We start from the raw sequence: 22,836 nt of genomic DNA, 5'->3' as shown, positions 1-22,836 counted from the left end.
ACCCTCTATTCTTCTGTCAGCCGTTCAATTACTGGACAAGTATATAAATCATCATTTTCTTCACACCGTTCATTCAAATCTTCTAATATCTTTTTCATTCGCACGAGATCCGAAATTTTCCGTTCAATCTCAATGATCTTTTCTGCTGTAAAATCAGCCATGTTTTGACAACGTTGATCATCTTGATCGACGACCCCGAGCAGTTGATCCACTTCCTGCAAGGTAAACCCAAGCTCTTGTGCCTTGCGGATGAATGTAAGCCGTTGTAAGGCACTTTCAGGATAGACCCGATAACCGGACTCATTCCTCGGTGGTTCATGCAAAATCCCAATTCGTTCATAGTAACGGATCGTCTCTTTATTCACTCCAGATAATTTTGCTAACTCACCCGTTCGAAACGCCATTTCGATCACCTCTTTATCAATCATAAACCCTGTACCATACTACAGGGTCAATCAAAAGATACCGATTTTATACTTGGAAAATCAATTTTTACGATAAAATGAAAAAGATGAAAAGACTTGAAACTTATCATTCTTCTGAGTGCTCTAATGGGTGATGGGAGGTTGAACATGACACATACAAAGCTTGTGAAAAAAGCGATCAAAGGAAACGAGGAAGCCTTTGAAACACTCATTCGAGAGCAACACGAAAAGCTTTATCGGACTGCTTTCCTCTATGTTCGAAATAAAGATGATGCACTCGACATCGTTCAAGATACGGTATGCAAGGCTTACATGTCCATTGGTCAATTGAAGCAGCCTGAATACTTCAGTACATGGCTTACAAAGATCTTGATCCGGACTGCTTACGATTTATTGAAAAAGAAAAAGAAGGTTGTTTTGAATGGTGACGACTTTTTAACCATGGTTCGCGATCAGAAAAGTCCAAAGACGGAAGATCGTCTGGACCTAGCCGAGGCAATTGGTCATTTAAGCATTCCATATCAGACAGCTATCATTCTATTTTATTACCATGATCAGTCGATCCAAACGATTGCAGAAACGATGGACAAACCTGAAGGCACGATTAAAACGTATCTGCATCGTGCTAAGCAAGAATTGAAGAAACAGTTGGAGGGGGCGAATATTTATGAACAAAGATTGGTTTGAAAAAGAGACAGAAAAAATCGAGGTCTCGAAAGATGATGTATTCCAAGCGATTTCAAATGGCATGAAGGATGGACGTCGATTGAAGAAAAGGAAAAAAGCGTTCAAGCTTAGCGCGGTGTTTTCCTCAGCCGCCGCTTCACTCGTGCTCGCATCTGGCTTTCTGTTCGCCCCAATGAACCATGCACTTGCTCAGGTCCCTTTACTTGGCTCAATTTACGAGCATCTATCGGTCGGAAGTGAACTGTTCGCAAGCGATCTCGTAACAGAATTAGATGAAAAAGCGACAAGTAAAGGTGTCGATGTGACGATTACGAACGCTTACTATGATGGGAATGTCATTGGAGTCACGTTCGAAGCAAAAGGCGACAAACTGACGATTGAAAACATGGACCTCGGTAATCGACCAGCTGCTGGATACAGTTATCATATATTCGATGGGAAAGACCGAAATCAATGGTCAGCCAGTTCGACTCAGTTAAAAGAAACGAATGACGGTACGTTCATAGGAGCCATTGAATTTTACAACGATAAAAAAGAGCTGCCAGAAGAATTCACATTGCCTCTCACCTTCACCCATATGGCCGATGTGTTCGGAAAATGGAAGTTCGAAGTGCCTGTGAAACAAATCCCGGCTGAAAAACTAGAAGTCGCTGGCACATCCACATTTGAAGACGGTGCCTATGAACTATCTGTTAATACGATTACAAAAGGTAAAGCGACGACATTGATTGAGTATCAGGTGAAAAAGCCGAAGGATGGAAAGTTAGACTACATGAACTTAACGGTTACGGATGATCAGAAGCAACGATTAATGAAATCGAATGTAAATCCAATTGAAAGGCAATTCGTTGATGGGAATTGGATTGTTACTTACCGAGAACTGTTCACAAGTAAGATTGATGAAGAGGCAGACTTTCTTATGATAGCCCCTAAACTACATCTGGATGAACAAGAAATCTTCCAATCATTGAATACTTCTGTCCCTTTTCAAGTACAGAGTGAACGCTTTGATACGTCCATTACTGTGAACGAAGTTAAAATGGATGAAGATGAATTAGTATTCAATTACACGCTTAATAACAAAGATTCGTTAAAAAAGAACACACTACAGAATTTCGCCACTCGGATAAAAATCGTACCAACAGCTGAAATAACCTTCGATGAATACGGATATATTGCAGATAAGAATGACTTGCTAGGTCATGCGACATGGGAACAAACTTCTGAAATTGTCGATAAAGAAAAAATGCAATTTCAAACACGTATTCCAATAAATAACCCAAAATCATTTGATATGAAAGATTACTCGCTTATGGTTCCATTCGGTGCCTTAACAATAAACAACGCTATCAAACTAGACCCAGTTAAAATCGAACTCAAATAGTAAAAATAAAGACGCCCTGGCTAGGGCGTCTTTATTATCTATAAGTATCTGCAAGCGTCAGTCCCATGATATGATCTGTGAACAATACGAACTCATCTAGGTAAGTTGGTATATCTGGGGAAGCGAGCGGAGTAATTTTCACATCTTTTAAATAGACACATGCATGTACATTTAATACTTCTTTTTCAGGGACAACGACATTCGGGTCTGTTTCCATCTTGCCCAATGCCGCTCCCAGGTTGGGAAATTCATCAAAACTCTCAGGTTCATGAGTACGGATGTCCGCTTCAATGAATCCTGAAGGCGTAAGGAACTTGAGCCTTTTCCCTCCATATTCCTCTTGCAGTGTAATCTGTAATTCTACAATGGTAAGCTTCTTAAAATCTATGATATTTTCTAATTCTGCTACTTTCATTTTTTCCTCCTAATGGTTTAACACCTTTTCTTCCAAAAACACTTGCATACCCATCAGCGTTTCTTTTAAAAGTTCCAGAGATTGTATCGTTTTAAAGGGTTGTTTGTCCAGGGAATGATTTGCACCCTGAAATTCCTCCAGCACGATGTTCTCTTTTTCAGTAAGCGTATTGATTCTGTCTGAGATATAGTGCGGATCATCAGTTCCGATGACAAGATAGACTGCTTGTTCAGCATCCATCAGATTATTGAAGATCCTATCGAATTTTACTAATGGTGTTAAGATGACCATTTTGGTATTTGAAAAGCGCTCATCTTTCATATAAGCGTTGATGATCGGAATGGTTCCAAAGGACTTTCCTAAAAGTAGTTTTTCTTCATATGATTTTATGTTCAACACTTCTTCCATGATTCCATCAACATCTTTTGCTATCACGTTCGTCATTGATTCCATTGGAAGATCTAGTTCTTCGTCTTTGTAAGAAAAATGGATGTACACGACATCGTATTTGTGCTCAAGCATGAGCATCGTTGAATAGTAGAATAATGGATTATCATACAAATAGCTCGCACCTGAAAACATGAAACAGACTTTGTCACCATCATTATCAATGAAAGTATATTCGACCTTTTTGCCGTCAACGATTACAGACTTTCTTTCAGATTTCATCCTCTTGCTCCTTTGCCACTTTAATGACCTGTCATATTTTTGACGAGAAGTAGCTCATCCCGGATGGGAATGCCGTTGTCAGCTATCAACGGAATTTCAGGTTTCATTGTACGAGCCCTTTCAACCGCACCAGGAAAAACCTCCACAAGGTGATAGCCTCTTTTCTGGTAAAACTTCAATGCATTCAGATTGTCATTTGTGGTAATGAGCCGGATGGTACTTACCCCAAGCTCTACTGCCACTCGTTCCACTACTTCCATCAGCATTGAACCGATCCCTCTGTTCTCCTTAAGGCTATCCAGAGACATAATCTCCAGGAAATCGTTCTGACTCACGTAGGTGATCATTCCGAGGATATTCCCCTCTCGATTCAGAACAGCGAAACCATCCAGTTCATCACATCGGTAGGTGCCTGATGAGATGACCATTTCAGGGCTGCCCCAATGCTCTCTGAAAAAAGTTGTCCGTATTTCTTTCGGCAACTCTGCCGTCTTCAATAATTTCATGATGTTTCCTCGTTATGTGATTTGATATTTTTCTTTGAACTCCGGGCTTAGCTCACTCCATACATCGAACTTGTTCCCGTCCAGATCATAAAATACGAAATTGTTCCCTGCGTGACCTCGGTCTTCGATTTCTCCTACCCGGATCCCGTTTTGTTGGAAGTTTTTATGGAGGGACTTCAACTGCTCCAGTCCATCCACTTCGAACGTGAGCGAAAACCGCTCTTGTCCATCTTCATCTGTAAAATTAGCCGTTTCTTGACCATCTGTTTTAACGAGGAAAAAGCTCTGGTTCGCCAGATTGAGGATCGCTTTCTTCTCATCCTTATAGTTCAATTCGGCCTTCAGGTTTTCCACATACCAATCGCTTGCTTTCGTGACGTCAGATACCGGAATATAAGTCGTCCCTACACGCATTAAACTCATGTTGTGACCTTCAATTCTTCATATAGCCCAATGAGATTTCCATCAGGATCTTCAAACGTACACCATTTCACCGGCACGCCTTCTCTTGTGTTCACATCTTCTATCGAGATCTGGAATTTTTTCATTAGACGGATGCGTTCTTCCTGTATGTTTTCCACTCCGATTCGTAGTGGTCCGTTTCCTACTGAAGGGACGCCTTTAGAAACTTGAAGCCATGTATTCGGAATGATCTCCCATTCCACAAAATCAGCGTGAGGAATGAAATCCGCCTTTCGGTTGAAGAGCTTTTCATACCATTCCTTCCCTTTATCAAAATCAGAAACTCTTACTTGAAATGTTACTCCGGATAATTGGTTCATCTGTTACTCCTCCTATATGTAAAAAAAGCATAAACTATCACTTCCACACAGCTTCTGTAATTCCCTTCCAATTCATAAAAAATCGCTCCTTCGTGAAAAGGAGCGATGTATTCCGTATTAAATCGTATATGGCCCAATCAGAGTAATGAAAATGAGGAGATTGACACCGACGAAGTAAGAAACGCGGCTGATGATTCCCCATGATTGGTCTGTCCCTGCTTTCATCATTCCGTAGGCAAATAGGGCGAAAACCAACGGAAGGATATACATCGTCCCAGAAAACGTCAGATAATCCGGCGCATTCATAAAGAAGGAACGATTGAACACTTTCGGCATCAATGTCAGCTGTATTCCTAAATAAATCAAGATACTTGCCCATAACACCCAGGATTTGTTTTCATCCAGGGATTCCTCTTTTATAAAGTTGACGAGTACTAAGAAAATGGCTGGTGGCGCGATCCAAATGGATGCGATGAGTAAGATCAAAAATCCTGTGAACAAACCGGAGATGGCATTGGATGTTGCGTTTGCCCAATCGTCAGAAGTAATCTGTTGACTCTGTTCGACGATTTCAGGATTGTTTGATGAACCACTGAGATTGTATTCTTTTCCCGTATAATCGAGCCATACGACCGTCCCATCGTTTAACGGCTGGGGTTGTTCAGATGACTCCTTACTCGTACTGATCCGCTTGGCAACCCACTTGTTGTTTTGTATGGTTGCCATGTAGATGTTCGAGGCCACCTGCTTTCCTACTGTTCTGCCATCTGTTGAGAACAGGACCGTCGGTGTATCTTCTTTCATGTAGATTTCTAAATCTCTTGGTTTGAACAATCGCTCCCCCGTTTTTTCCAGATGGAAGAGCATTTCCTTGAAATCAGGCTTCTGATTGCTACCAGGTTCAATGGATGCGTAATAGGCTCTGTAATTCAATTTCTGCTGGGCTGTACTGTATGTCGTGAATACCAGGTGGAGCTTCCCATCTTGTTCAACAAAGTCCATCCCAGTATACTCAGCGACGCCCGCTTCTGAAATTTCAGTAATTTTTGTCGGTTGGTATAAGTCGGCTTCTTTTTCAAAATAGTGGACCTTCAAATCTGTTGATGCGCGGTCTGAGAGGACGATGAAGGCGTTTGGGTCGTTATGTAAGATGATGTCTTCTATTGGAAATTCGCTCTTCGCTACTAGGCGGCTTTCCAAAGATTCCGTCTCGATGGTATAGATTTCGTTGTCGTTCCAATAGACGACTTGATCAGGTGTTGCTTTCATTCCCTGCACATCTTCAAATAATATGTTCTCTGTCTGACCATCGTTGTGGAAGATTGTGTTGTCCTTGAAATACAGCAATTGATCCTCTTTTGCCCAAAAATAGGACGTACTCGAAATCTGTGCCTGTATGCTTTCCTGTTTTTGAACTTTCAAATCGTTGACAACATAATGAAGAACCTTTTGCTCATCGGATTGGTACAGATGGAACTGATTCCCTTCTTCATACACATATGGTTTACTTTTCCCAGTGGAATCCATGACGGTAATGGTCCTGCTCCAGTCTTCCGTTGGTAAAGCTCGTTCTTTTTCCAAGTAATGATAAAGCAGTAATCCAATGAAAAGGATACATATGAGGATTGGACCTAACCAGCTCATCCACTTTTTACTCATTTCCCTCACCTCACACCCATATTAACATAATATTCCAAAACAATAATCTGAATAGGCTAATTTGTATACCGGCTTAATGGAATGGAATAGAATAAAAGTATACATACCGAAAATTTCTCTAGCCCATATCTTTTATCCTTCCTGAATCGTTTAAAGAGTAGAGAGGAGCAAAAAAGGAGTGAGGTAAATGTTCGCCAGGCCTGGCAATATGGAACAAAAAGAAACGCCCTCGACAGATCATACAGTTGAAATGTACAGCAAGTTGAAACGCTATTGTCTCTTTCTTTCCAAGAATGTATGGGATGGAGAAGATCTTGCCCAAGAGGCATTTTGTAGAGGATTGGATCATTACAAGGAGAAATATTTAACAACCGCTCTATTGAAAAAAATCGCCTATCATCTTTGGCTCGATCAAATAAAGAAACGAAACCGCGAAACCGTCGGACCTATTCCTGAGGAGGAGCGTGAAGAGGTTCAGACTCAATATGACTTCATGGAACAGCTGTCCTCTCTGACCGCGAAGCAATCCGCCATTTTTACATTGAAGGAAGGTTTCCGGTTCCAGATCTCAGAGATTGCGGAGATGTTCCAGATGACTGAGACTGCTGTAAAAGCCTTGCTGCACAGGGCGAGAAGAAGACTCGACCTTTTAACGGATGAAAAAGATCCCCCAGTGTTGAAGCCTGTTTCAGACGAGGAAGATCAACTGGAATCAGCGATTTATGAAGCGATCCATACCGAAGATCCTCAAGTGTTGATCGATCAAGTGAAGGTGTTGTTCCCTGTGGAGATTCCACCGACCCGGAAGTCCTCCACTCCTTCAGGCTTCCTCTCTATGGCAGCATAAGTTGAAGGAGGACTCTAAATGGCAACGATTCCTTATGTCATTGAACAATCTAATCACGGTGAACGCTCGTATGACATCTATTCAAGACTATTGAAAGACCGCATCATCATGGTCAGTGACGAAATCAACGATCACATGGCCAACAGCATTGTCGCACAGCTCCTATTTCTGGCTGCTGACGACCCTGATAAAGATATTTCCCTCTACATCAACAGTCCAGGAGGTTCGACCTCCGCTGGCTTCGCGATATTCGATACCATGCAATACATCAAACCGGACATCAGTACGATTTGTACAGGGATGGCCGCATCTTTCGGAGCGATGTTGCTGCTCGCAGGCACGAAAGGGAAACGATATGCGTTACCGAATAGCGAAATCATGCTTCACCAGCCTCTAGGTGGGGCTCGCGGTCAAGCGACTGATATTGAAATTTCCGCTAAAAGGATCCTGAAATTAAGGGAGCATCTGAATCACATCATTGCAGAACGTACCGGTCAACCTGTTGAAAAAGTGGCTGGAGATACAGATCGCGACTATTTCCTGAGTGCGGAGGAAGCAAAGTCTTACGGGATCATTGATGAGATCATCAAGTCACACAAATAAACACTAAAAAGCCTGTCATCCCTTTGGACGACAGGCATTTCTCATTGTGGTTCGATTTAGGAAATCTTTCTGCATTCCTCCGCACATTTGAAGCATGCTTCTGCACATTTCTGACAGTGGTCATGGTCATGTTTCTTGCATTCGTTTCCACAAGCTTCACAAATCTTTGCACATACTGCAGCCAGTTCAGACGCGAACGGCGTGTTTCGGACTAAAGCTTGTTCTAAGTATGAACACATATCTGCACATTCCCGATCGAGACGTATGCAGTCCGCCATCATTTTCACATCGTCTTCTTGCAAGCATACATCATAACAATGGTTACAAGCTTCCATACATTCATGTAGAGCACTTACGACAGATTGATATTTTTCATGTGCCATTTTTTGAGCCGCCTCCTTTTTATCCTATACAATTTCTCTTTTACCGGAAGCTTCCAACTTTAAACTTCAATTTAGCGCTGAAAAAAACTTTCTTAACAAAAAACAGGCCCCTCGATTGAGGGGCCTGTCTATTGGTTTAGTCAGATTAAACTTTTTGTACGTTCGCAGCTTGTGGTCCGCGTTGTCCTTCTTCGATATCGAAAGAAACGTCTTGACCTTCTTCTAGTGTTTTGAATCCGTCACCTTGGATTGCAGAGAAGTGTACGAATACATCGTCAGCACCTTCACGCTCGATGAAACCAAAACCTTTTTCAGCATTGAACCATTTTACTTTACCTTGTTCCATTTTGTTGCCTCCTATAGCACATTAAGCACATTGTATTACTATTCTTGCCCTAATAAATAAAATATCTATCCGAACAAAAATAATTATCTTTATCGTACCAGTATACCCACTTTTGGACAAGAAAAACATTCTGACAAATTTCTTGTCGAAAGTTTATATTTCTACAAAGTCGTTTGTAAATTTTCAATAATTTGAGCCATTGGTCTCTATTCTGATCTTTTTCTTATATAAAAGATGATGAAAGTCATATTTAAATGGTCCATTCGAGGCGTTCATCCAGTTGAAAAGAAGATTTCTACACCCTTCTCTGTATCAAAAGTCATCACTATCGATTTTTACAACTGCTTTATACAGCATTTACATCCTTTTGTTACATTTATTGGGCAATACCAAACAATTTGGGGAGGTTTTTTGTAGTGAAGAAGATTTTAAGCATTTGGATGTTAGTGGCAGTCATGATTGTGCCGATTTCCATCATTGATACGGAAACGGCGAAAGCAGGTACATACACAGCAACAGTCGATTACGTAAAAGATGGTGACACCATCATGCTGCAGAGCCCAGTTAGAGGAGCTGACGAAGTTCGTTTCCTAGGAATCGATACACCTGAGACATTCGTTTCAAACGGAAAAGACCCTGGCAATCAAATCGATCCTCATGGAAACGCAGCAACAAATTATTTGAAGTCCATTCTTCCAAGCGGTACACAGATTACGCTCGTCACAGGACAAGAAGAAGTTGATGGATTCGGACGTTTGCTTGCTTATGTTTTCAAAGGGAATATGGACGTCAACCGTGCAATCCTTGAAAATGGACATGCGATTTCTTACTTCATCTGGCCTTTTGAAGATGCGAAATTCGAAGATTACCGTGGCGCAATGTTGACTGCAATGAACAACAATGTCGGTGTATGGGATGCATCCAACCCACTTGAAGAACTTCCTTTCGAATACCGTGACCGTATGTTCAATGACCAACCAGACAAATATGTAGGAAATTATTTTACGAAAGAATATGTCACCCCGTTGAATTATACACAAGTCCCGATTGAAGACCGTGTTTTCTTTTTCACAGAACAAGACGCTCAATCAGCTGGATACACATGTGATTGCTCTGGTGGTGGCGGAACAGCTTCTGACGAATTGTTGATCCAGGAAGTGTATTACGATGCAGAAGGATCCGACAGTGCAGGAGAATACCTGGAGATCTATAATACTTCCAACGAAACATTGGACATCAGCGGCTATATCTTGAAAGACAACTACAGTACATTCAACTTACCGAACGGCACGACTATCGATCCGGGTCAATATCTCGTCGTTGCTCGTGATGCTTCAGGGTTCAATAGCCTATTCGGATTTAATCCGGATGTTTCAGGTATGAACCTTGCGCTTGGTAACTCCGGTGATCAAGTATCTCTTCAGACACCATCTGGGGCTGAAATTGATTTCGTAGCTTACGAGAACTACGTTTCTGGATGGAACATCACTGCACGAACAGGTGAAGCGATTTACCGCTCTGACGTCAACAATGACACAGACTCTGTAAACGATTGGTCTGTCGGCGTCCCACTCCCTGGTAAATAAGTTAAACAAAAGGTATGCAGCCTAACGGGCGCATACCTTTTTAATTCATCATGGCTGATAAGAATGACAGCTAATAGTATCACTAATGGGAACAATAACCCAGGCATACATACCTCCTTTTTACGTTATTGAATCTTCATTTCCATCCTACGTACTTGTGTCGACATGCCCATCGCTTCATAAAATCGGATTGCGTCCTGGTTGAACTCCCACACCCAAGTTCCAGGTTGTTTGCGCCCATTTCATTGTCTTCTACTTGATAAACTTCCACAGAACGAGTCCTGTGAACAAAGTGAAGATTGCCCAGACTCCTGCATACATAACCATTTCTTCTAATGGAGGACTTTTTGGTGGCACTTTCCCTTCACTAGGCGGAAAAATCACTTTCTTGGGATGAAGCGGATTGGCGTCCTTTTCGTATAGATTGCTCGTCAGATCACAGAGTGTCGTCGTTAATACAGCAGTGTTCGTGTACGCATTGGATTCTGTAGCGTAAACGATATAATCCTGCCCGACTTCAAAATTGAACCCACAATCTCCTGAGCCAATACCCGTTACGACGAACATCTTGGACTTGTTCTGTCCTTTCCACGTTTTCTCAACATCAAAATAGACCTTCTTCGGACTGTAGAGGCCCATGCCGACCTTTTTTATTTTGGTCACCGTTCCGGTAAAAACCGCGTCGGATCGCTCCATCTCCTTCTCTGCCGATTGCGGAACAGCACACGAGCATGCTTGTGCTGAAGAAGGGTTCCACGTCAGAAACGTCATGAACAATATACTCAAAAAAATCCCAATGCGCAGCGTTTTAACCATGCCACCACACCCCACTCTGTTTTTATTTTCCATTTAGGTATTGAAGATTCCTTCGAATAGTGTAAAATTACACTAAATACATTTATTTATCCCTTTTAGAGAAAGGAGCGCTCATATGAAAAAAGTTTTGATCCTTCTTATTTGTATCGGCCTTTATGGCACTATTTTTGCATACTCTTTACATGAACCGACCACCAGCTCATCAAATCAATATATGACAGATGTGTCTAAGCTTATGCCGGTCAAAGTCGACCGTGTCGTGAAAGGTTCTGAGTTTGAAAGTATCCGAGAAGTCCTTAAGGAGGCTGAAGAGAAGAACCTCCGAGTGTCCATAGCCGGTAAACGACATAGCATGGGCGGTCACACGTATTATCATGATTCGGTCGTCATTGACATGACCGGATTTAACAAGATTTTAGAGTTTGATAAAAAGGAGAAGACGATCACAGTCCAGAGCGGTGCCACCTGGGAGGATATCCAGCAGTACATAAACCCGCATGGCCTTGCGGTTCAGGTCATGCAGTCCCAAAATATTTTCACTGTGGGAGGCTCCATCAGTGTCAACGCGCATGGAAGGGATATCCGGAAAGGTTCGCTGATCAGTACGGTTCGATCTTTCCGCCTGTTGACAGCAGATGGACGGATTCTGAATGTCAGTAGAGATGAAAATCGAGAGCTTTTTTACCTCGCGCTCGGCGGCTACGGGCTGTTCGGTGTCATATTGGATGTCGAGCTTCAACTGACGGACGATGAGCTTTACGAAATGAGGACCAAAACGCTCGATTACAAGGATTACTCGGAGTATTTCAAGACAGAGGTAGAAGGTGATCCCGATGCACAGCTCCACCTGGCACGGATCTCCACTGCTCCGGACTCCTTTTTAACGGAGATGTATGTGACCGATTATTTGCGCGCGGACGGGACACTCAGCGAACATAATACGTTGAAAAAGGAACAACTGACGGGTGTCACGAAGTTCGCGCTCGGCCTTGCACGAGATTTTAATTGGGGAAAAAATTCGTTCTGGTCGTTGCAGAAGGCGTATTTTGAACAGGTGGATGGAGACTTGATCACCCGAAACAATGCGATGCGCGGGGAGTCGAAGTTTTTGGAGTATAAAGCAGAGAATGACACCGACGTCCTTCAAGAATATTTCGTGCCAGTGGATGGGTTCGCTGATTACATCGACGACCTGAGGGATGTCCTTTCTGAAGAGGACTTGAACCTTCTTAATATCACAGTCCGCTACGTCAATCATGAGGAAGGACCAGTCTTGTCCTATTCCGATGAAGAGATGTTTGCGCTCGTCCTTTTGATCAACCAGGGATTATCTGAAAAGGAACAGAAGAAGACCGAGGAGATCGTTCGTAAGATGGTCGACGTAACCCTCGATCACGGTGGCAGTTATTATCTGCCGTACATGTCCTACCCGACCCGGGAGCAGCTTCACCGAGCCTATCCGCGTGCGGATGAATTTTTCCGAAAGAAGCTGAAGTATGATCCGGAGGAGCGGTTCACCAACTTTTTCTATGAGGAGTATAAGCGATGAATGCATTGAAACTGAAAGGTCTCATCATCTCACAGAGCAGCGTCTTTTTTGCGAGCAGTCTGATCTTCCCTTTCTACATCCTGTTCATTAAAAATGTGGGTTCGAGCTTCGCCCAGTTCGGGTTGTCCTATGGGCTGTTCGGTCTCAGCTCTGCCTTGCTCCACCCAGTGATCGGTCGGCTCTCCTCTAAAGTGGACCACCGGCTCTTCCTTGTTGTTCATGCCTGGGGGATGGCTGGGTTGTTGCTCGTTTTGCCGCATGTGACGAGCATTGCTCAAGTGTATGTCATCCAGCTCTTGCTCGGAATGTTCGGTGCATTGCAAAAGCACGGGGAAAAGATCATGGTGGCGGAATTTTCGGATGGAGCAGATCGTGGGGTAAAAATCGGTCGCTATCATTTCTGGACATCCATTTTCTCTGCATTTGCCATCATTGCTGGGGGATTTTTGGCAGACTATTTCACGATCTATTTCATCTTCTACTTGAGCTCCGCCCTCTATTTTGTCAGTGGTCTTATGGTCAGTCCGTTTTGGAAAAAGGAATCGCGGGTGTTGGCGAGAAGTAGTTGGGCAGAACGATAAAATGAGGTGTTGTCATTGAATGGAAAATTGATGAATATCCGTGGGAAAGACCTTTACGTTGAAACCTACGGATCGAAAGAGAACCCTTCTCTCCTTTACTTGCACGGTGGACCTGGTGAGAGCTGCTACGATTTCTCCGCCCACCAACCGGAGAGATTGCAGGACAATTTTTACCTGATTGCCATTGATCAGCGGGGCGTTTGCCGTTCTGCGTTAATTGAAAAAGGTGAATCATTCGGCTTTCAGGATCTGGTCGATGATTGTGAAGCGTTGAGAGAAGCGCTCGGCATCGAGAAATGGTCCTTGCTTGGGCACTCGGTCGGGGGTTACCTTGCGCTTTCGTATGTGAGCCAGTATCCCGAGTCGGTTGAACGGGTCATTTTCGAATGTCCGACGTTCGATTTCAAGCTGACTTCCAAGTTCTTGCTGAAGAAAACGGCTCGCCTGCTCGAAAAGTATGGGAAGCCGGAATCCGCGCGTAAAGCGTTGGATTTGATTGAACAGGATCTGGCGCCAAGGGATTTTGTAGAGTCCTACCTGCCGTTAAGTGATGAACTTGGCGAAAAGCGGATGGAAATCTACACGTATAACTTCGATAACCCAACGGACTACTGGGCGGGCTATACGGATGAGGAAGTCGATGAGCTGTATGACCGTTCCGAGGTGCATTACACTCGTTTACGGGAAGAGGGGAAAATCTTTGAAAACCTTCTTCCGACTTTGAATAAAGTGAAAAGACCGATGCTGTTGATGACGGCGGAACACGATGCGGTCACGTGTGAGCACCATATTGCTGCTTTCGAACAAGATGCCGAATATGGTGAGATCATTCATTTTGAAGAATGCGGCCATACACCTCACTATGAAGCAGCCGACCGGTTTGCGGACGTCGTGAAGCAGTACTTGCTGGGGGCGAAGACTGTGTAGTTAGTGGTGATTTCGGGGTGCGATATCGACGAAAATCGGACTTCGCACCTCGCAAAAACCGCATCATCCATAAATTGAGGGAACTTCCGACTGGAAGTTCCCTTCATTATTTTACAAAGCCTTGACCATTCCGCCATCGACTAGCAGGGATTGGCCGGTGATGTAGGTATTCGCTCCTGAGCCGAGGAATACGACCATTTTTGCAAACTCTTCTGGGGTTCCGTACCGCTGAAGTGGGATTTTCTTAGCTGTATTGTCCACATGCTCCTCTAACGGAATGCCGAGCTTTCCAGCACGGATTTCATCAAGTTCCGCTACCCGATCGGTAGCAATACGTCCCGGTCCAATCGTATTGACGAGAATCTGATACTCTGCCAGCTCCTGTGACAGACTCTTCGCCAGTCCCACTATCCCAGCGCGGAATGTATTCGAAAGGATCAGATTATCCAAGGGCTGCTTGATTGAGGACGAAGCGAAATTGACGATTCGTCCACTCTGTTGCTTTTGCATATGTGGGATGACTTTTCGCGTTAATCTCACAAAACTCAACAGGTTCAATTCGAACGCCTTCTGCCAGTCTTCGTCTCGCATATCTTCAAACCTGCCTGCCGGTGGTCCACCCGCATTGTTGATCAGCACGTCCACTGTGCCGTTCCTCTCAACCGCATAGTCCCCCAGGTGATTGATTTGATCCGGATCTGTGATGTCGCAAATGACATAGTCCACATGCTCGTTGCGTGTTTCTTTGAAAATCTCTTCCTTCGCTTGCTGCAGCTGTTGTTCGTTCCGGCTCGCTATCAGAACGTGTGCGCCTTCCTTTGCGAATTCCATCGCTGTCGCTTTGCCTAAGCCTTTACTGCCTGCTGTTACAATGACGCTTTTACCTTTCAGTTGTAAGTCCATCTATCGCCTCTCCCTTTCTTGCCTTCAGATCTTTTACCGGATTGACCAATCGACGAAAGCCGTCAATCTGACACTCCACAACGTCTCCATCCCTTATGACGACAGCACCTGGCGTCCCGGTTGAAATGATGTCCCCTGGATGTAATGTCATCACTTTCGAGTGGAAACTGACGAGATGATACGGATCGAAGGTCATGTTTTTCACCTGATTGAATCGGTGCACACTGCCATTGATGACCGTCGTGACCTGGAGACTATCGAGATCATCAACCTCATCAGGTATGACGAGTTCCGGACCGAAGCTGAAAAACGTATCGAAGCTCTTCGATCGGGTTAAGTATCTCGGGTTCTGCTGCAAAATATCTTCTGCCGTCATATCGATGATCGTCGTAAAACCCGCAATCACATCAGCAGCTTCCTCCTCCGATACGTTTTTACACGTCTTACCAATCACAACGCCGAGCTCCGCTTCAGCCGTTGTGCGCTCCGATTGCTCTGGAATTTCAATCGCATCACCTGCCCCTATAATCGTCGTGTCCGGCTTCATAAAACTTGCAGGTTCCGTCGACGGAGCTTTCTCCGATAATTCCGAAGCATGCTCTACGTAATTCAAGCCGATGCCCCAAATTTTTCTCGGATGCCGGTATAAAGGGGCAAACTGGATGTCCTCCACTGGATGTCCGATGTCCTCGACAAGCCGCTCTTTATCCAAGGTTTCCCACCAGCTTTTCAACAAGCCGAATGCCTCCGGCTGGATGAGTTCGAACACCGTTTCCGGATGTTTGATATTCAAATATTTGTTCACCTCGGCAATCAAAATCGCACGTTCGTCAATTATGATTGCCGCGCTTTCCACGTCTCCAATACGTACAGTCGCTAACCGCACATCAATCCCTCCTTCTCCAAACCTTACCCTTTTCTAACGGGCTGAAATCGTTGAATGAGAACGATTAAATTAATGAAGGAATCAAAACTATTATGTCAAATATATACGTGAGAATTAATTCGTCATATTTCTAGGAGGAAAACGATGTCCCATACACTTTTGATTTCTGGAAGTGCACGTCTACCAAACAGCATGGTTTTGAACGACTTAAATCAGTCCGTTACAGTAACTTTAGAAGTAGATAAATTGTATGGTGTCATAGTCTGGGCAGACTGTACACTCGACACCACACATGCCCAAAACTATTTAGGAAGGCTGATTAAGGGCTTAAGTATGCGTGATGGATTGAATGCAATCAACAAGGAAATAGAGAATCACTATTACGGGAAGACGCAATCCGTATTGTTAGCAGCAGTGCTCGACGCTTATAAGCAATATAAAACCCCACATGTCATCAAATAAATTATATTCGATGAAAAACTCATTCTCATGAATGGGTTTTTATTTTTGGAGCGAGCACTACGCATTGACCTGCACAATCAAATAAAAACGATCTCTCCTCTCATAAACTCCTTCTTTTTGGTTATACCAAGCATAGTGATGAAAATGAGGGATGATCTGTGAGTACTGTCTTTTGGCTGGTAAAAGCACTTTACCGAGAATTTTTCAATCGTAAAATCTACGACCTTGCTGCACAGATGTCGTATTATTTCCTGTTGTCTCTTTTTCCATTTCTCATTGTCGTCATCACTCTGGTCGGGAAGCTCCCGTTAAACACAGGTTCCGTGCTTGACCTTGTGGAACCATATGCACCTGAACAAACGATCTACTTTCTTAGAGAAACGTTGACTGGAATCTTCGCCAACCAGGAAGAGAACTTGATGACGTTCGGTTTCCTTGCTTCCATCTGGCTTTCTTCGTTCGCCATTCAATCCTTTTCGAGAATTCTCAATGAAAGCTATCCTCAAACGACAAAAAGGTCGTTCATCATCCAACTGCTCGAAGGGTTACTACTCACGTTCGCCTTCATCAGTGTTGTGGTCATATCGGTATTGGTACCAGTCGCAGAGCGCATCGTCCTCAACTTCATCGATAAAGATGCGTGGTTGTTTACCTTCATCATCACGTTTTGGAATCCGATCAAATGGATCGTCGGAAGTCTCGTCCTGTTCGTGTTCTTTTATGTACTCTATCATTTTGTGCCAAAAGCGCGGCTGAAGTTCATTGAAGTGTTACCTGGCGCGCTTACTGCGACGGTTCTCTGGCAACTGATTTCCGTCGGCTTCTCCTTCTATGTACGGTATAGTCAATATTCACTCATTTACGGGAATGTCAAAACGCTCATCATCCTGATGATCTGGCTGTACTTGACCGCACAAACCTTGATCATCGGTGGAACGATCAACGCCCTCTTGTTCAAAAAGAAATACAATCACGAGTGTTAAACGACGCCTTGATAGAAGTACGGAATTCCCTTGTTTGGTCCGGTAATTCTGAAGGACTCCGGCAAGTAATCCATACGTTCATTGGCTATCTTTAAATCAACCCATTCAACTTCTAAGATATCGTTATCGGGATCAGCACTTCTTAATTCTCCTCCAATAATTCTTCCGTAAAAATGAAAGAAGACCACTTGATGTCCGCGTTCTTGAAAAATAGTTTCACGGACTGAGTGCAGCCCAGTAATTTCAATATCGAGTCCTGCTTCTTCCTTCGTTTCCCTGACCGCTGCTTGTTCGATTGTTTCACCTTCTTCAACAGCACCACCCGGTACACTCCAGAAGTACGAATCTTCCTTTTTATTCTTTACCATAACGACCCGCTCTCCACTTTCATCAAAAAGGATGGCGGATGCAACGTGGATTTTCTTCATAGTCGGTACTCCTCTCAATAAAATTACAAAGGTCGACTCTATTTTCGAGCCGACCTTAGCATTCTCCTTTTTTTCTTCTTTCATATGTGAAGAATCCACGAACAGGTTAAGTGATTTTCATTAATATTCGGGTGCAAAAAAGAATCGACTCACGTTGGGGATTTCACTTACTTCAGAGGAAATTAAATGAAGAATTTCAGTGGAACTTGTTACACGGAACGTGGTTCATCATCTGGCCATACTGGATCGGAGCTGGCTGTTACATCACTGTCAGGCCATACTGGATCGTTCTCAGGTTTTTCAGGGGAATCCGGCCACACTGGGTCTCCATCGGGGTTGCTTGGAGCATCGGGCCATACTGGGTCAGAACTAGCGATGGGTGGGCTGTCTGGCCATACTGGGTCATTATCCGGCCAAACGGGGTCTGAATTGACGATGATTGGGCTTTCTTCCGCACGACTCGTGTCATTTCCACTTAGGTCGACACTGTGACCTGCGAATGCGATCCCCAATGCCATCGCACCTGCACTTACACTCTTTACAATTGTTTTTAACCTTCTTTCCATAGAGCACCTCCAAATAATTGAATATTTTTACATTTTTATCTTAAATTTAACATTTTACGTTGTCAATAACTTTTTTGTTAATATATTTAATTATTCAAAAATTGTGTTAATAAATTTACATTAATGGTAAAATGGGTATGGGAGGCGATTGAATTTGGAAAGTAGTGTTGGTACACGCATTAAGAGATTGAGGAAAGATTTAGGATTGACACAAGGGGATTTAGCTGGGGATCAATTGAGCCGTGCTATGTTAAGCCTGATTGAAAGAGACCTGACCACCCCCTCCCTGCGGACAATCGAGTATTTGTCACAAAAATTGGGTGTTTCTGTCGGAGATCTCTTAGGTGAAATCCGCGATGCCTCATTACCCGTGACAACTCCAGAAGACATTAAAAGAGGGCTCAATATATGTAAGACTCTGTTCAAAGTCGCGAAATATGACGAAGCAGAAAGTCGCTTGCAGGAACTCATTCATATAGAGAATGTCCCTTTCCCTGAAAAGTGGCTCGCTTATAAATTGTTGGGTCGCATTTGCGAAAAACTCAATCGAGATAAAGAGGCTGTAGAACATTATCGTGAAGCACTCTCTTATTTATCATCTATGGATACAAACGAAATTGTTGAAGTTTACTATTACATATCCTTATCCAACCGGAAGCTTGAAAATTATAAAGAAGGAATTGAAGCTGCCCTCCGTGCGTCCGCTCTCATCAACACGTATCATGCTGAGGTAGATGGACTCCTAACAATCAACATCCTTTATAACCTTGCGCTATGTTATTGTCGCATTCGAGAATTCCAAAAAGGACTGGATGTCATTCATGAAGCGATTGTCATCATGGACGATAATGAAATTCAATTTTCCAATGGTCATTTCTATATGCTGAAGGGAATTGCTGAATTATATATGCGGAAGTTTGCAGCCGGCATCGGCTCTACGAAAGCCGCAATCCAGTATTTCAATTCTGAGGAAGAAACACACCGCTACGTCGGCTCCAAGATCAACCTCGGAATCTTGTACCGTAAACAAGATAAAGCGGTTCAAGCCTTGAAAGAACTCCATAATTGCTTAGATGAAGCGAATGAGCTTAATTATAAAACCTTGGCAGTGAACAACTACTATGAGCTCTCTCTATCCTATCTGTACATCAATGATGTTGAGCTTGCGGAATATTACATCCAATCCGGCTTGGAACTGGCTGAACCGAAATCCCACTTACATGCGCAATGTCACTATGTACTCGGCAAGATCCTCATGAAAAAAGAACAATTCAAAGAAGCCATCAAAGAATTCAATACGGCTGAATCTATTTTTTATACCAAAAAGAACGATTCATGGCTCGCATTGGTCAAATCAGAAAAAGCGATCTGTTATGAAACATTAGAGGACCATACGAATGCCTTCCAAAACTTGCTTGAAGCCAATCAGAAATTGTTGTCCCACGATATCAATTTAATCAGTACAGAGCTTCCTGTAATAAGTTGAGGTTTCAACGTGAGGAGGAAATCCCAGGTGTTGCACAAAGGGAATAAGGTGATCTATCGAGGTAAGACATACATTGTCATCTGGAGGTATGATTCTGGGTACCTTGAATTGAAAGGTGACTTCAGAATTTACCTTGTTCATGAAAATGACGTGAAATATGTATAGTAGAGCAAAAAGGCTGACATAGGAATCAGCCTTTTTATTATTAATCTTTCAATTCGTGGAAAAAATTAGACTTGTACGGTTTCTTTTGAACGTCCCTCACCAGTTCGACCTTCTTTTTTACCGAATCTCCTTAAAAGGACTAGGAAGAAGATGTCGAGTACAATAGATAGGATTGCAGAAGCAATAATAGCTCCAGCGAGCAAATCTCCATACATATTCATAAAGAATGCGTGCGCAATTTGAAAGATTAACATGAGTACAATATAGATATTAAATAATTTTTGGGTGTATTGTTTAAGTTCTATGTCTCCGATCTCTTCCGCTACATTCACTAATAACTTGAATACATAAAACGTAAGTACAAGTTTTGCAAGCCCTAGCCCATACTCGTAAAATTCCAAACCATTCAACTGCATAAAAAGGGCTGATTCATTCACATTCGATTGGTTGATGAACACTGTCGGAACAGAAACAACGAGTAGAATCATTGATATTGGGCGTGAAAGATTACTTTTTCCATACGTATCCCTGATCTCCAATAGACCTAGGTAGATGAAAAGGTATCCAATCGGATCTGGTAATATATCGATGACAAATAGGTGGATTTCCACCAACACGAACAAGAATCCCCAGAATAACTTTTTAAATGTTTTGTTCATTCCATCCCCTCCTCCTTCTCGGCTATGATCTGATTGATATCATCCTGATCGAAGCGGGGTTGTGAATTCATAAAGATTAAATTTTCGAAGCTCTCTCCATCTTCCGTTTTCCCAACCCACCTTAAAGGCATATGAAGGTAGCTTTTAAAACTGTCATCTACTTTCAGATAAATGCTCAAGGTATCCCCTTGCATCAGTTGAATTGGAAATGCTATTTCTCCAAACGGCTTACCAGGGATTTCAGACCAATTTCGTCGATCCTCAGCCAGGTTGAATTCATCGTTGACTCCAATCTTTATGTCTAAGGAATCAGCAATTTTTTTATGATGAGGAATCACAAGTTTTTCAATCAATACGTTTTCTTGAGCTGTTGCCGAGTGATATGTCTCATTGGTATTACTACTGCCAGACATTTGATTCCCGAAAAGTTGATTGCCTTGAGTGTATGCTTTGACTGAAATATTCCCCACATCTTCACTTTCAGGCCGCTTTGCTGCATTTACATGTGTATAATGAGGTATAACTTCTTGAACTGACCATTTATCACCTGAATTTGGTTCTAAAGGAAGCCCATGATCTCGTAATTCAAATCTCACCTTTTTCAAGTAATGATGTCTGAATTCTTTTTCGAATTGAGGAACATTTTGTTCATAAACAAAGTGATTAAATTCTTCAGAGGGATACACACCTACCCCATTTAATTCAAGGTAATTTAATTTTTGATGATCTTTATTCGTAAGATAATAGATTTCAAAGAATGATCTGTCTTCAAATGGAATTTCATAATAGTGAGTTAGTAGAATCGGATTTTCCAGTTGCTGAGATTTTAAATAGGTATAGTTGCCAATCCATGCAATGACGATGACGACCATGATCAGCCAAAAATATCTTTCTTTCAAGCTATCCCCCCTCATTTCAATACTACATATTTTACCATATGAGAGAATCCCTGACTTCATCCTATCAATATTCAGGTACTTCACCCTATTGAATTGTTCTTGCCTTTCCGTTATTCTTTTCATAATTCAGAAAACTTGTCCTACATCATGCGATTTTCATCATTCAATTTAAGGAGGATGAATATGAGCGAAGTAAGATTGATTCCTTATCATGTCGAAGAAATTGTCGATGAACTGACCAACGTCCCCCGTGGTGTGAAAATGATTGAGGCACCGGACGTTTGGGATCAGGCGGATAAAGGTGAAGGAAATGTCGTCGCTGTCATTGATACAGGGTGCCAAATGGCCCATCCAGACTTGAAGGATCAGATTATCGATGGACGTAATTTCACGACAGATTACAATAGTGACGAAAACAACTATTCGGACAACAATGGTCATGGAACACATGTCGCCGGTACGATTGCAGCTGTCGGCACGAGTAATGGCATCGCCGGGGTCGCCCCGAAATCGAAGCTGTTGGTGCTGAAAGTGCTCACCCAACAAGGAAGCGGTAGAATGGCATGGATCATTGAAGCGATCCGGTACGCCGTCGATTGGGAAGGTCCTAAGGGTGAAAAAGTACGTGTCATTTCCATGTCGCTCGGCGGTCCTCAAGGAACGGATGAGCTTCACGATGCAGTGAAGTATGCAGTAGAAAACAATGTTTCTGTTGTATGTGCTGCCGGAAATGAAGGAGACGACAACGAGGGAACAGAAGAATTTTCTTATCCAGGTGCTTATAACGAAGTAATCCAGGTCGGGGCGATGGATTTCAAACGGAAGCTTGCCCGATTTACGAACACGAATGACGAGATTGACCTCGTTGCACCAGGCGTCAATATTCTGTCTACGTTCCCGGACAATCGGTATGCGAAGCTTTCGGGAACTTCGATGGCGACACCGCACGTGTCCGGTGCCCTTGCACTGCTAAACAACATCAGTCAAAAAGAATTCAACCGAAATCTAACCGAGGTAGAGTTATACGCCCAGTTGGTCAAAAGGACGATTCCACTCGGCTATACGAAGCGAGGCGTCGGAAACGGTCTCCTCACACTAGCGATTCAGGATAAGATGAAGAATCTTTTCCAACCGTACACCGAGCTTTGGGAAAATGAAATCAAACACGATGTCGGCATCTTGTCGACACAACGTTCATAATAGCAAGAAAGACGGATGGCAGCTGCCAGCCGTC

The 22,836-nt window shown here is 43.1% G+C and carries 28 protein-coding genes; 12 read left to right on the top strand and 16 right to left on the bottom strand.

The genetic code is table 11. The features are described from left to right. Positions 1 to 5: 5 nt before the first annotated feature. Positions 6 to 404: an Hg(II)-responsive transcriptional regulator gene (gene merR / locus ACSVDE_RS01790; RefSeq protein ID WP_439299248.1), complete on the bottom strand. Its 399-nt coding sequence runs from the start codon at positions 402 to 404 to the stop codon at positions 6 to 8. 168 nt (positions 405 to 572) lie between these two features. Between merR and ACSVDE_RS01785 the strand changes: the two genes are divergently transcribed. Together ACSVDE_RS01785 and ACSVDE_RS01780 are read left to right on the top strand one after the other, a co-directional pair. After that, positions 573 to 1,112, top strand: a complete 540-nt coding sequence (locus tag ACSVDE_RS01785; RefSeq protein WP_439299247.1) for a sigma-70 family RNA polymerase sigma factor — start codon at positions 573 to 575, stop codon at positions 1,110 to 1,112. Further along, positions 1,093 to 2,496, top strand: a complete 1,404-nt coding sequence (locus tag ACSVDE_RS01780) for a DUF4179 domain-containing protein (RefSeq protein WP_439299246.1) — start codon at positions 1,093 to 1,095, stop codon at positions 2,494 to 2,496. Before ACSVDE_RS01785 ends, ACSVDE_RS01780 begins: the two co-directional genes overlap by 20 nt. A 34-nt stretch (positions 2,497 to 2,530) precedes the next feature. On the opposite strand, the gene ACSVDE_RS01775 is transcribed toward ACSVDE_RS01780, so the two are convergent. The 6 genes from ACSVDE_RS01775 to ACSVDE_RS01750 all read right to left on the bottom strand — a co-directional run bounded on the left by ACSVDE_RS01775 (position 2,531) and on the right by ACSVDE_RS01750 (position 6,527). Next, complete coding sequence (locus tag ACSVDE_RS01775; protein WP_439299245.1) at positions 2,531 to 2,911, bottom strand: hypothetical protein; 381 nt, start codon at positions 2,909 to 2,911, stop codon at positions 2,531 to 2,533. Positions 2,912 to 2,920: 9 nt separating this feature from the next. Continuing rightward, positions 2,921 to 3,580, bottom strand: coding sequence for an alpha/beta hydrolase (locus tag ACSVDE_RS01770; protein WP_439299244.1), 660 nt, complete (start codon positions 3,578 to 3,580; stop codon positions 2,921 to 2,923). Between the two features lie 20 nt (positions 3,581 to 3,600). Continuing rightward, positions 3,601 to 4,086 carry a GNAT family N-acetyltransferase gene (locus tag ACSVDE_RS01765; protein WP_439299243.1) on the bottom strand — a complete coding sequence of 162 codons (486 nt, stop codon included), beginning with the start codon at positions 4,084 to 4,086 and terminating at the stop codon, positions 3,601 to 3,603. A gap of 12 nt (positions 4,087 to 4,098) precedes the next feature. Then, a complete protein-coding gene (locus ACSVDE_RS01760; RefSeq protein WP_439299242.1) occupies positions 4,099 to 4,509 on the bottom strand; it encodes a VOC family protein in 411 nt (136 codons plus the stop codon). Beyond that, positions 4,506 to 4,868: a VOC family protein gene (locus ACSVDE_RS01755; protein ID WP_439299241.1), complete on the bottom strand. Its 363-nt coding sequence runs from the start codon at positions 4,866 to 4,868 to the stop codon at positions 4,506 to 4,508. The genes ACSVDE_RS01760 and ACSVDE_RS01755 overlap by 4 nt, the downstream gene beginning before the upstream one ends. 117 nt (positions 4,869 to 4,985) lie before the next feature. Further along, complete coding sequence (locus tag ACSVDE_RS01750) at positions 4,986 to 6,527, bottom strand: hypothetical protein (protein WP_439299240.1); 1,542 nt, start codon at positions 6,525 to 6,527, stop codon at positions 4,986 to 4,988. Between the two features lie 187 nt (positions 6,528 to 6,714). Between ACSVDE_RS01750 and ACSVDE_RS01745 the strand changes: the two genes are divergently transcribed. Further along, on the top strand, positions 6,715 to 7,374 hold the full coding sequence (locus tag ACSVDE_RS01745; protein WP_439299239.1) for a sigma factor-like helix-turn-helix DNA-binding protein: 660 nt from the start codon (positions 6,715 to 6,717) through the stop codon (positions 7,372 to 7,374). A gap of 18 nt (positions 7,375 to 7,392) precedes the next feature. Further along, complete coding sequence (gene clpP, locus ACSVDE_RS01740; protein ID WP_439299238.1) at positions 7,393 to 7,977, top strand: ATP-dependent Clp endopeptidase proteolytic subunit ClpP; 585 nt, start codon at positions 7,393 to 7,395, stop codon at positions 7,975 to 7,977. 56 nt (positions 7,978 to 8,033) lie between these two features. Here clpP and ACSVDE_RS01735 read toward each other — a convergent pair whose 3' ends face one another. Both ACSVDE_RS01735 and ACSVDE_RS01730 read right to left on the bottom strand, forming a co-directional pair. Next, a complete protein-coding gene (locus ACSVDE_RS01735; protein WP_439299237.1) occupies positions 8,034 to 8,360 on the bottom strand; it encodes a four-helix bundle copper-binding protein in 327 nt (108 codons plus the stop codon). A 145-nt stretch (positions 8,361 to 8,505) separates the two neighbouring features. Continuing rightward, entirely contained in the window at positions 8,506 to 8,706 is a 201-nt protein-coding gene (locus ACSVDE_RS01730) for a cold-shock protein (RefSeq protein ID WP_226548119.1), read from the bottom strand. Between the two features lie 416 nt (positions 8,707 to 9,122). Between ACSVDE_RS01730 and ACSVDE_RS01725 the strand changes: the two genes are divergently transcribed. Then, complete coding sequence (locus ACSVDE_RS01725; protein ID WP_439299236.1) at positions 9,123 to 10,292, top strand: lamin tail domain-containing protein; 1,170 nt, start codon at positions 9,123 to 9,125, stop codon at positions 10,290 to 10,292. 252 nt (positions 10,293 to 10,544) lie between these two features. Here ACSVDE_RS01725 and ACSVDE_RS01720 read toward each other — a convergent pair whose 3' ends face one another. After that, positions 10,545 to 11,108: a hypothetical protein gene (locus tag ACSVDE_RS01720; RefSeq protein ID WP_439299235.1), complete on the bottom strand. Its 564-nt coding sequence runs from the start codon at positions 11,106 to 11,108 to the stop codon at positions 10,545 to 10,547. A gap of 115 nt (positions 11,109 to 11,223) precedes the next feature. Here ACSVDE_RS01720 and ACSVDE_RS01715 point away from each other — a divergent pair, with 115 nt between their 5' ends. The 3 genes from ACSVDE_RS01715 to ACSVDE_RS01705 are packed head-to-tail and all read left to right on the top strand — an operon-like array spanning position 11,224 to position 14,165. After that, complete coding sequence (locus tag ACSVDE_RS01715) at positions 11,224 to 12,657, top strand: FAD-binding oxidoreductase (protein WP_439299234.1); 1,434 nt, start codon at positions 11,224 to 11,226, stop codon at positions 12,655 to 12,657. Continuing rightward, positions 12,654 to 13,238 carry an MFS transporter gene (locus tag ACSVDE_RS01710; RefSeq protein WP_439299233.1) on the top strand — a complete coding sequence of 195 codons (585 nt, stop codon included), beginning with the start codon at positions 12,654 to 12,656 and terminating at the stop codon, positions 13,236 to 13,238. Before ACSVDE_RS01715 ends, ACSVDE_RS01710 begins: the two co-directional genes overlap by 4 nt. A gap of 30 nt (positions 13,239 to 13,268) precedes the next feature. After that, the gene (locus ACSVDE_RS01705; protein WP_439301912.1) at positions 13,269 to 14,165 is read left to right on the top strand and encodes an alpha/beta fold hydrolase; all 897 of its coding nucleotides are present in this window, start codon (positions 13,269 to 13,271) and stop codon (positions 14,163 to 14,165) included. Positions 14,166 to 14,276: 111 nt separating this feature from the next. Here ACSVDE_RS01705 and ACSVDE_RS01700 read toward each other — a convergent pair whose 3' ends face one another. Together ACSVDE_RS01700 and ACSVDE_RS01695 are read right to left on the bottom strand one after the other, a co-directional pair. Then, a complete protein-coding gene (locus ACSVDE_RS01700) occupies positions 14,277 to 15,068 on the bottom strand; it encodes an SDR family oxidoreductase (protein WP_439299232.1) in 792 nt (263 codons plus the stop codon). Further along, complete coding sequence (locus tag ACSVDE_RS01695; protein WP_439299231.1) at positions 15,046 to 15,954, bottom strand: fumarylacetoacetate hydrolase family protein; 909 nt, start codon at positions 15,952 to 15,954, stop codon at positions 15,046 to 15,048. The genes ACSVDE_RS01700 and ACSVDE_RS01695 overlap by 23 nt, the downstream gene beginning before the upstream one ends. 144 nt (positions 15,955 to 16,098) lie before the next feature. On the opposite strand from ACSVDE_RS01695, the gene ACSVDE_RS01690 reads away from it, so the two are divergent. Together ACSVDE_RS01690 and ACSVDE_RS01685 are read left to right on the top strand one after the other, a co-directional pair. Continuing rightward, positions 16,099 to 16,416, top strand: a complete 318-nt coding sequence (locus ACSVDE_RS01690; protein ID WP_439299230.1) for a DUF3870 domain-containing protein — start codon at positions 16,099 to 16,101, stop codon at positions 16,414 to 16,416. Positions 16,417 to 16,574: 158 nt separating this feature from the next. Continuing rightward, entirely contained in the window at positions 16,575 to 17,399 is an 825-nt protein-coding gene (locus tag ACSVDE_RS01685; RefSeq protein ID WP_439299229.1) for a YihY/virulence factor BrkB family protein, read from the top strand. Here ACSVDE_RS01685 and ACSVDE_RS01680 read toward each other — a convergent pair. Then, on the bottom strand, positions 17,396 to 17,827 hold the full coding sequence (locus ACSVDE_RS01680; RefSeq protein ID WP_439299228.1) for an NUDIX hydrolase: 432 nt from the start codon (positions 17,825 to 17,827) through the stop codon (positions 17,396 to 17,398). The two genes, ACSVDE_RS01685 and ACSVDE_RS01680, sit on opposite strands and share 4 nt — an antisense overlap. A gap of 209 nt (positions 17,828 to 18,036) precedes the next feature. Then, positions 18,037 to 18,393, bottom strand: a complete 357-nt coding sequence (locus ACSVDE_RS01675) for a hypothetical protein (protein WP_439299227.1) — start codon at positions 18,391 to 18,393, stop codon at positions 18,037 to 18,039. A gap of 154 nt (positions 18,394 to 18,547) precedes the next feature. Between ACSVDE_RS01675 and ACSVDE_RS01670 the strand changes: the two genes are divergently transcribed. Beyond that, a complete protein-coding gene (locus ACSVDE_RS01670; RefSeq protein ID WP_439299226.1) occupies positions 18,548 to 19,879 on the top strand; it encodes a helix-turn-helix domain-containing protein in 1,332 nt (443 codons plus the stop codon). A gap of 230 nt (positions 19,880 to 20,109) precedes the next feature. Here the strand turns inward: ACSVDE_RS01670 and ACSVDE_RS01665 are convergent, their stop codons facing one another. Both ACSVDE_RS01665 and ACSVDE_RS01660 read right to left on the bottom strand, forming a co-directional pair. Then, entirely contained in the window at positions 20,110 to 20,703 is a 594-nt protein-coding gene (locus ACSVDE_RS01665; protein ID WP_439299225.1) for a hypothetical protein, read from the bottom strand. After that, positions 20,700 to 21,602 (bottom strand): hypothetical protein, encoded by a 903-nt coding sequence (locus ACSVDE_RS01660; protein WP_439299224.1) that lies wholly within the window; start codon positions 21,600 to 21,602, stop codon positions 20,700 to 20,702. Before ACSVDE_RS01660 ends, ACSVDE_RS01665 begins: the two co-directional genes overlap by 4 nt. A gap of 183 nt (positions 21,603 to 21,785) precedes the next feature. On the opposite strand from ACSVDE_RS01660, the gene ACSVDE_RS01655 reads away from it, so the two are divergent. Next, a complete protein-coding gene (locus tag ACSVDE_RS01655; RefSeq protein ID WP_439299223.1) occupies positions 21,786 to 22,802 on the top strand; it encodes a S8 family peptidase in 1,017 nt (338 codons plus the stop codon). Positions 22,803 to 22,836 lie beyond the last annotated feature (34 nt).

This window comes from Pseudalkalibacillus sp. Hm43 (assembly GCF_051842935.1).
In the GTDB taxonomy this organism is placed as follows: domain Bacteria; phylum Bacillota; class Bacilli; order Bacillales; family Fictibacillaceae; genus Pseudalkalibacillus.
The sequence above is the reverse complement of the archived record's forward strand: the minus strand, read 5'-3'. Positions and strand labels throughout refer to the sequence as shown.

What these genes read in the sequence shown, in the direction of transcription:
- ACSVDE_RS01785 (WP_439299247.1), top strand. Translation starts at nt 573, where the DNA reads ATGACACATACAAAGCTTGTGAAAAAAGCGATCAAAGGAAACGAGGAA.
- ACSVDE_RS01760 (WP_439299242.1), bottom strand. Translation starts at nt 4,509, where the DNA reads ATGAGTTTAATGCGTGTAGGGACGACTTATATTCCGGTATCTGACGTC.
- ACSVDE_RS01680 (WP_439299228.1), bottom strand. Translation starts at nt 17,827, where the DNA reads ATGAAGAAAATCCACGTTGCATCCGCCATCCTTTTTGATGAAAGTGGA.
- ACSVDE_RS01735 (WP_439299237.1), bottom strand. Translation starts at nt 8,360, where the DNA reads ATGGCACATGAAAAATATCAATCTGTCGTAAGTGCTCTACATGAATGT.
- ACSVDE_RS01710 (WP_439299233.1), top strand. Translation starts at nt 12,654, where the DNA reads ATGAATGCATTGAAACTGAAAGGTCTCATCATCTCACAGAGCAGCGTC.
- ACSVDE_RS01700 (WP_439299232.1), bottom strand. Translation starts at nt 15,068, where the DNA reads ATGGACTTACAACTGAAAGGTAAAAGCGTCATTGTAACAGCAGGCAGT.
- ACSVDE_RS01705 (WP_439301912.1), top strand. Translation starts at nt 13,269, where the DNA reads ATGAATATCCGTGGGAAAGACCTTTACGTTGAAACCTACGGATCGAAA.
- ACSVDE_RS01730 (WP_226548119.1), bottom strand. Translation starts at nt 8,706, where the DNA reads ATGGAACAAGGTAAAGTAAAATGGTTCAATGCTGAAAAAGGTTTTGGT.
- ACSVDE_RS01750 (WP_439299240.1), bottom strand. Translation starts at nt 6,527, where the DNA reads ATGAGTAAAAAGTGGATGAGCTGGTTAGGTCCAATCCTCATATGTATC.
- ACSVDE_RS01770 (WP_439299244.1), bottom strand. Translation starts at nt 3,580, where the DNA reads ATGAAATCTGAAAGAAAGTCTGTAATCGTTGACGGCAAAAAGGTCGAA.
- ACSVDE_RS01775 (WP_439299245.1), bottom strand. Translation starts at nt 2,911, where the DNA reads ATGAAAGTAGCAGAATTAGAAAATATCATAGATTTTAAGAAGCTTACC.
- ACSVDE_RS01720 (WP_439299235.1), bottom strand. Translation starts at nt 11,108, where the DNA reads ATGGTTAAAACGCTGCGCATTGGGATTTTTTTGAGTATATTGTTCATG.
- ACSVDE_RS01755 (WP_439299241.1), bottom strand. Translation starts at nt 4,868, where the DNA reads ATGAACCAATTATCCGGAGTAACATTTCAAGTAAGAGTTTCTGATTTT.
- ACSVDE_RS01690 (WP_439299230.1), top strand. Translation starts at nt 16,099, where the DNA reads ATGTCCCATACACTTTTGATTTCTGGAAGTGCACGTCTACCAAACAGC.
- ACSVDE_RS01780 (WP_439299246.1), top strand. Translation starts at nt 1,093, where the DNA reads ATGAACAAAGATTGGTTTGAAAAAGAGACAGAAAAAATCGAGGTCTCG.
- merR (WP_439299248.1), bottom strand. Translation starts at nt 404, where the DNA reads ATGGCGTTTCGAACGGGTGAGTTAGCAAAATTATCTGGAGTGAATAAA.
- ACSVDE_RS01665 (WP_439299225.1), bottom strand. Translation starts at nt 20,703, where the DNA reads ATGAACAAAACATTTAAAAAGTTATTCTGGGGATTCTTGTTCGTGTTG.
- ACSVDE_RS01655 (WP_439299223.1), top strand. Translation starts at nt 21,786, where the DNA reads ATGAGCGAAGTAAGATTGATTCCTTATCATGTCGAAGAAATTGTCGAT.
- ACSVDE_RS01765 (WP_439299243.1), bottom strand. Translation starts at nt 4,086, where the DNA reads ATGAAATTATTGAAGACGGCAGAGTTGCCGAAAGAAATACGGACAACT.
- ACSVDE_RS01675 (WP_439299227.1), bottom strand. Translation starts at nt 18,393, where the DNA reads ATGGAAAGAAGGTTAAAAACAATTGTAAAGAGTGTAAGTGCAGGTGCG.
- clpP (WP_439299238.1), top strand. Translation starts at nt 7,393, where the DNA reads ATGGCAACGATTCCTTATGTCATTGAACAATCTAATCACGGTGAACGC.
- ACSVDE_RS01715 (WP_439299234.1), top strand. Translation starts at nt 11,224, where the DNA reads ATGAAAAAAGTTTTGATCCTTCTTATTTGTATCGGCCTTTATGGCACT.
- ACSVDE_RS01745 (WP_439299239.1), top strand. Translation starts at nt 6,715, where the DNA reads ATGTTCGCCAGGCCTGGCAATATGGAACAAAAAGAAACGCCCTCGACA.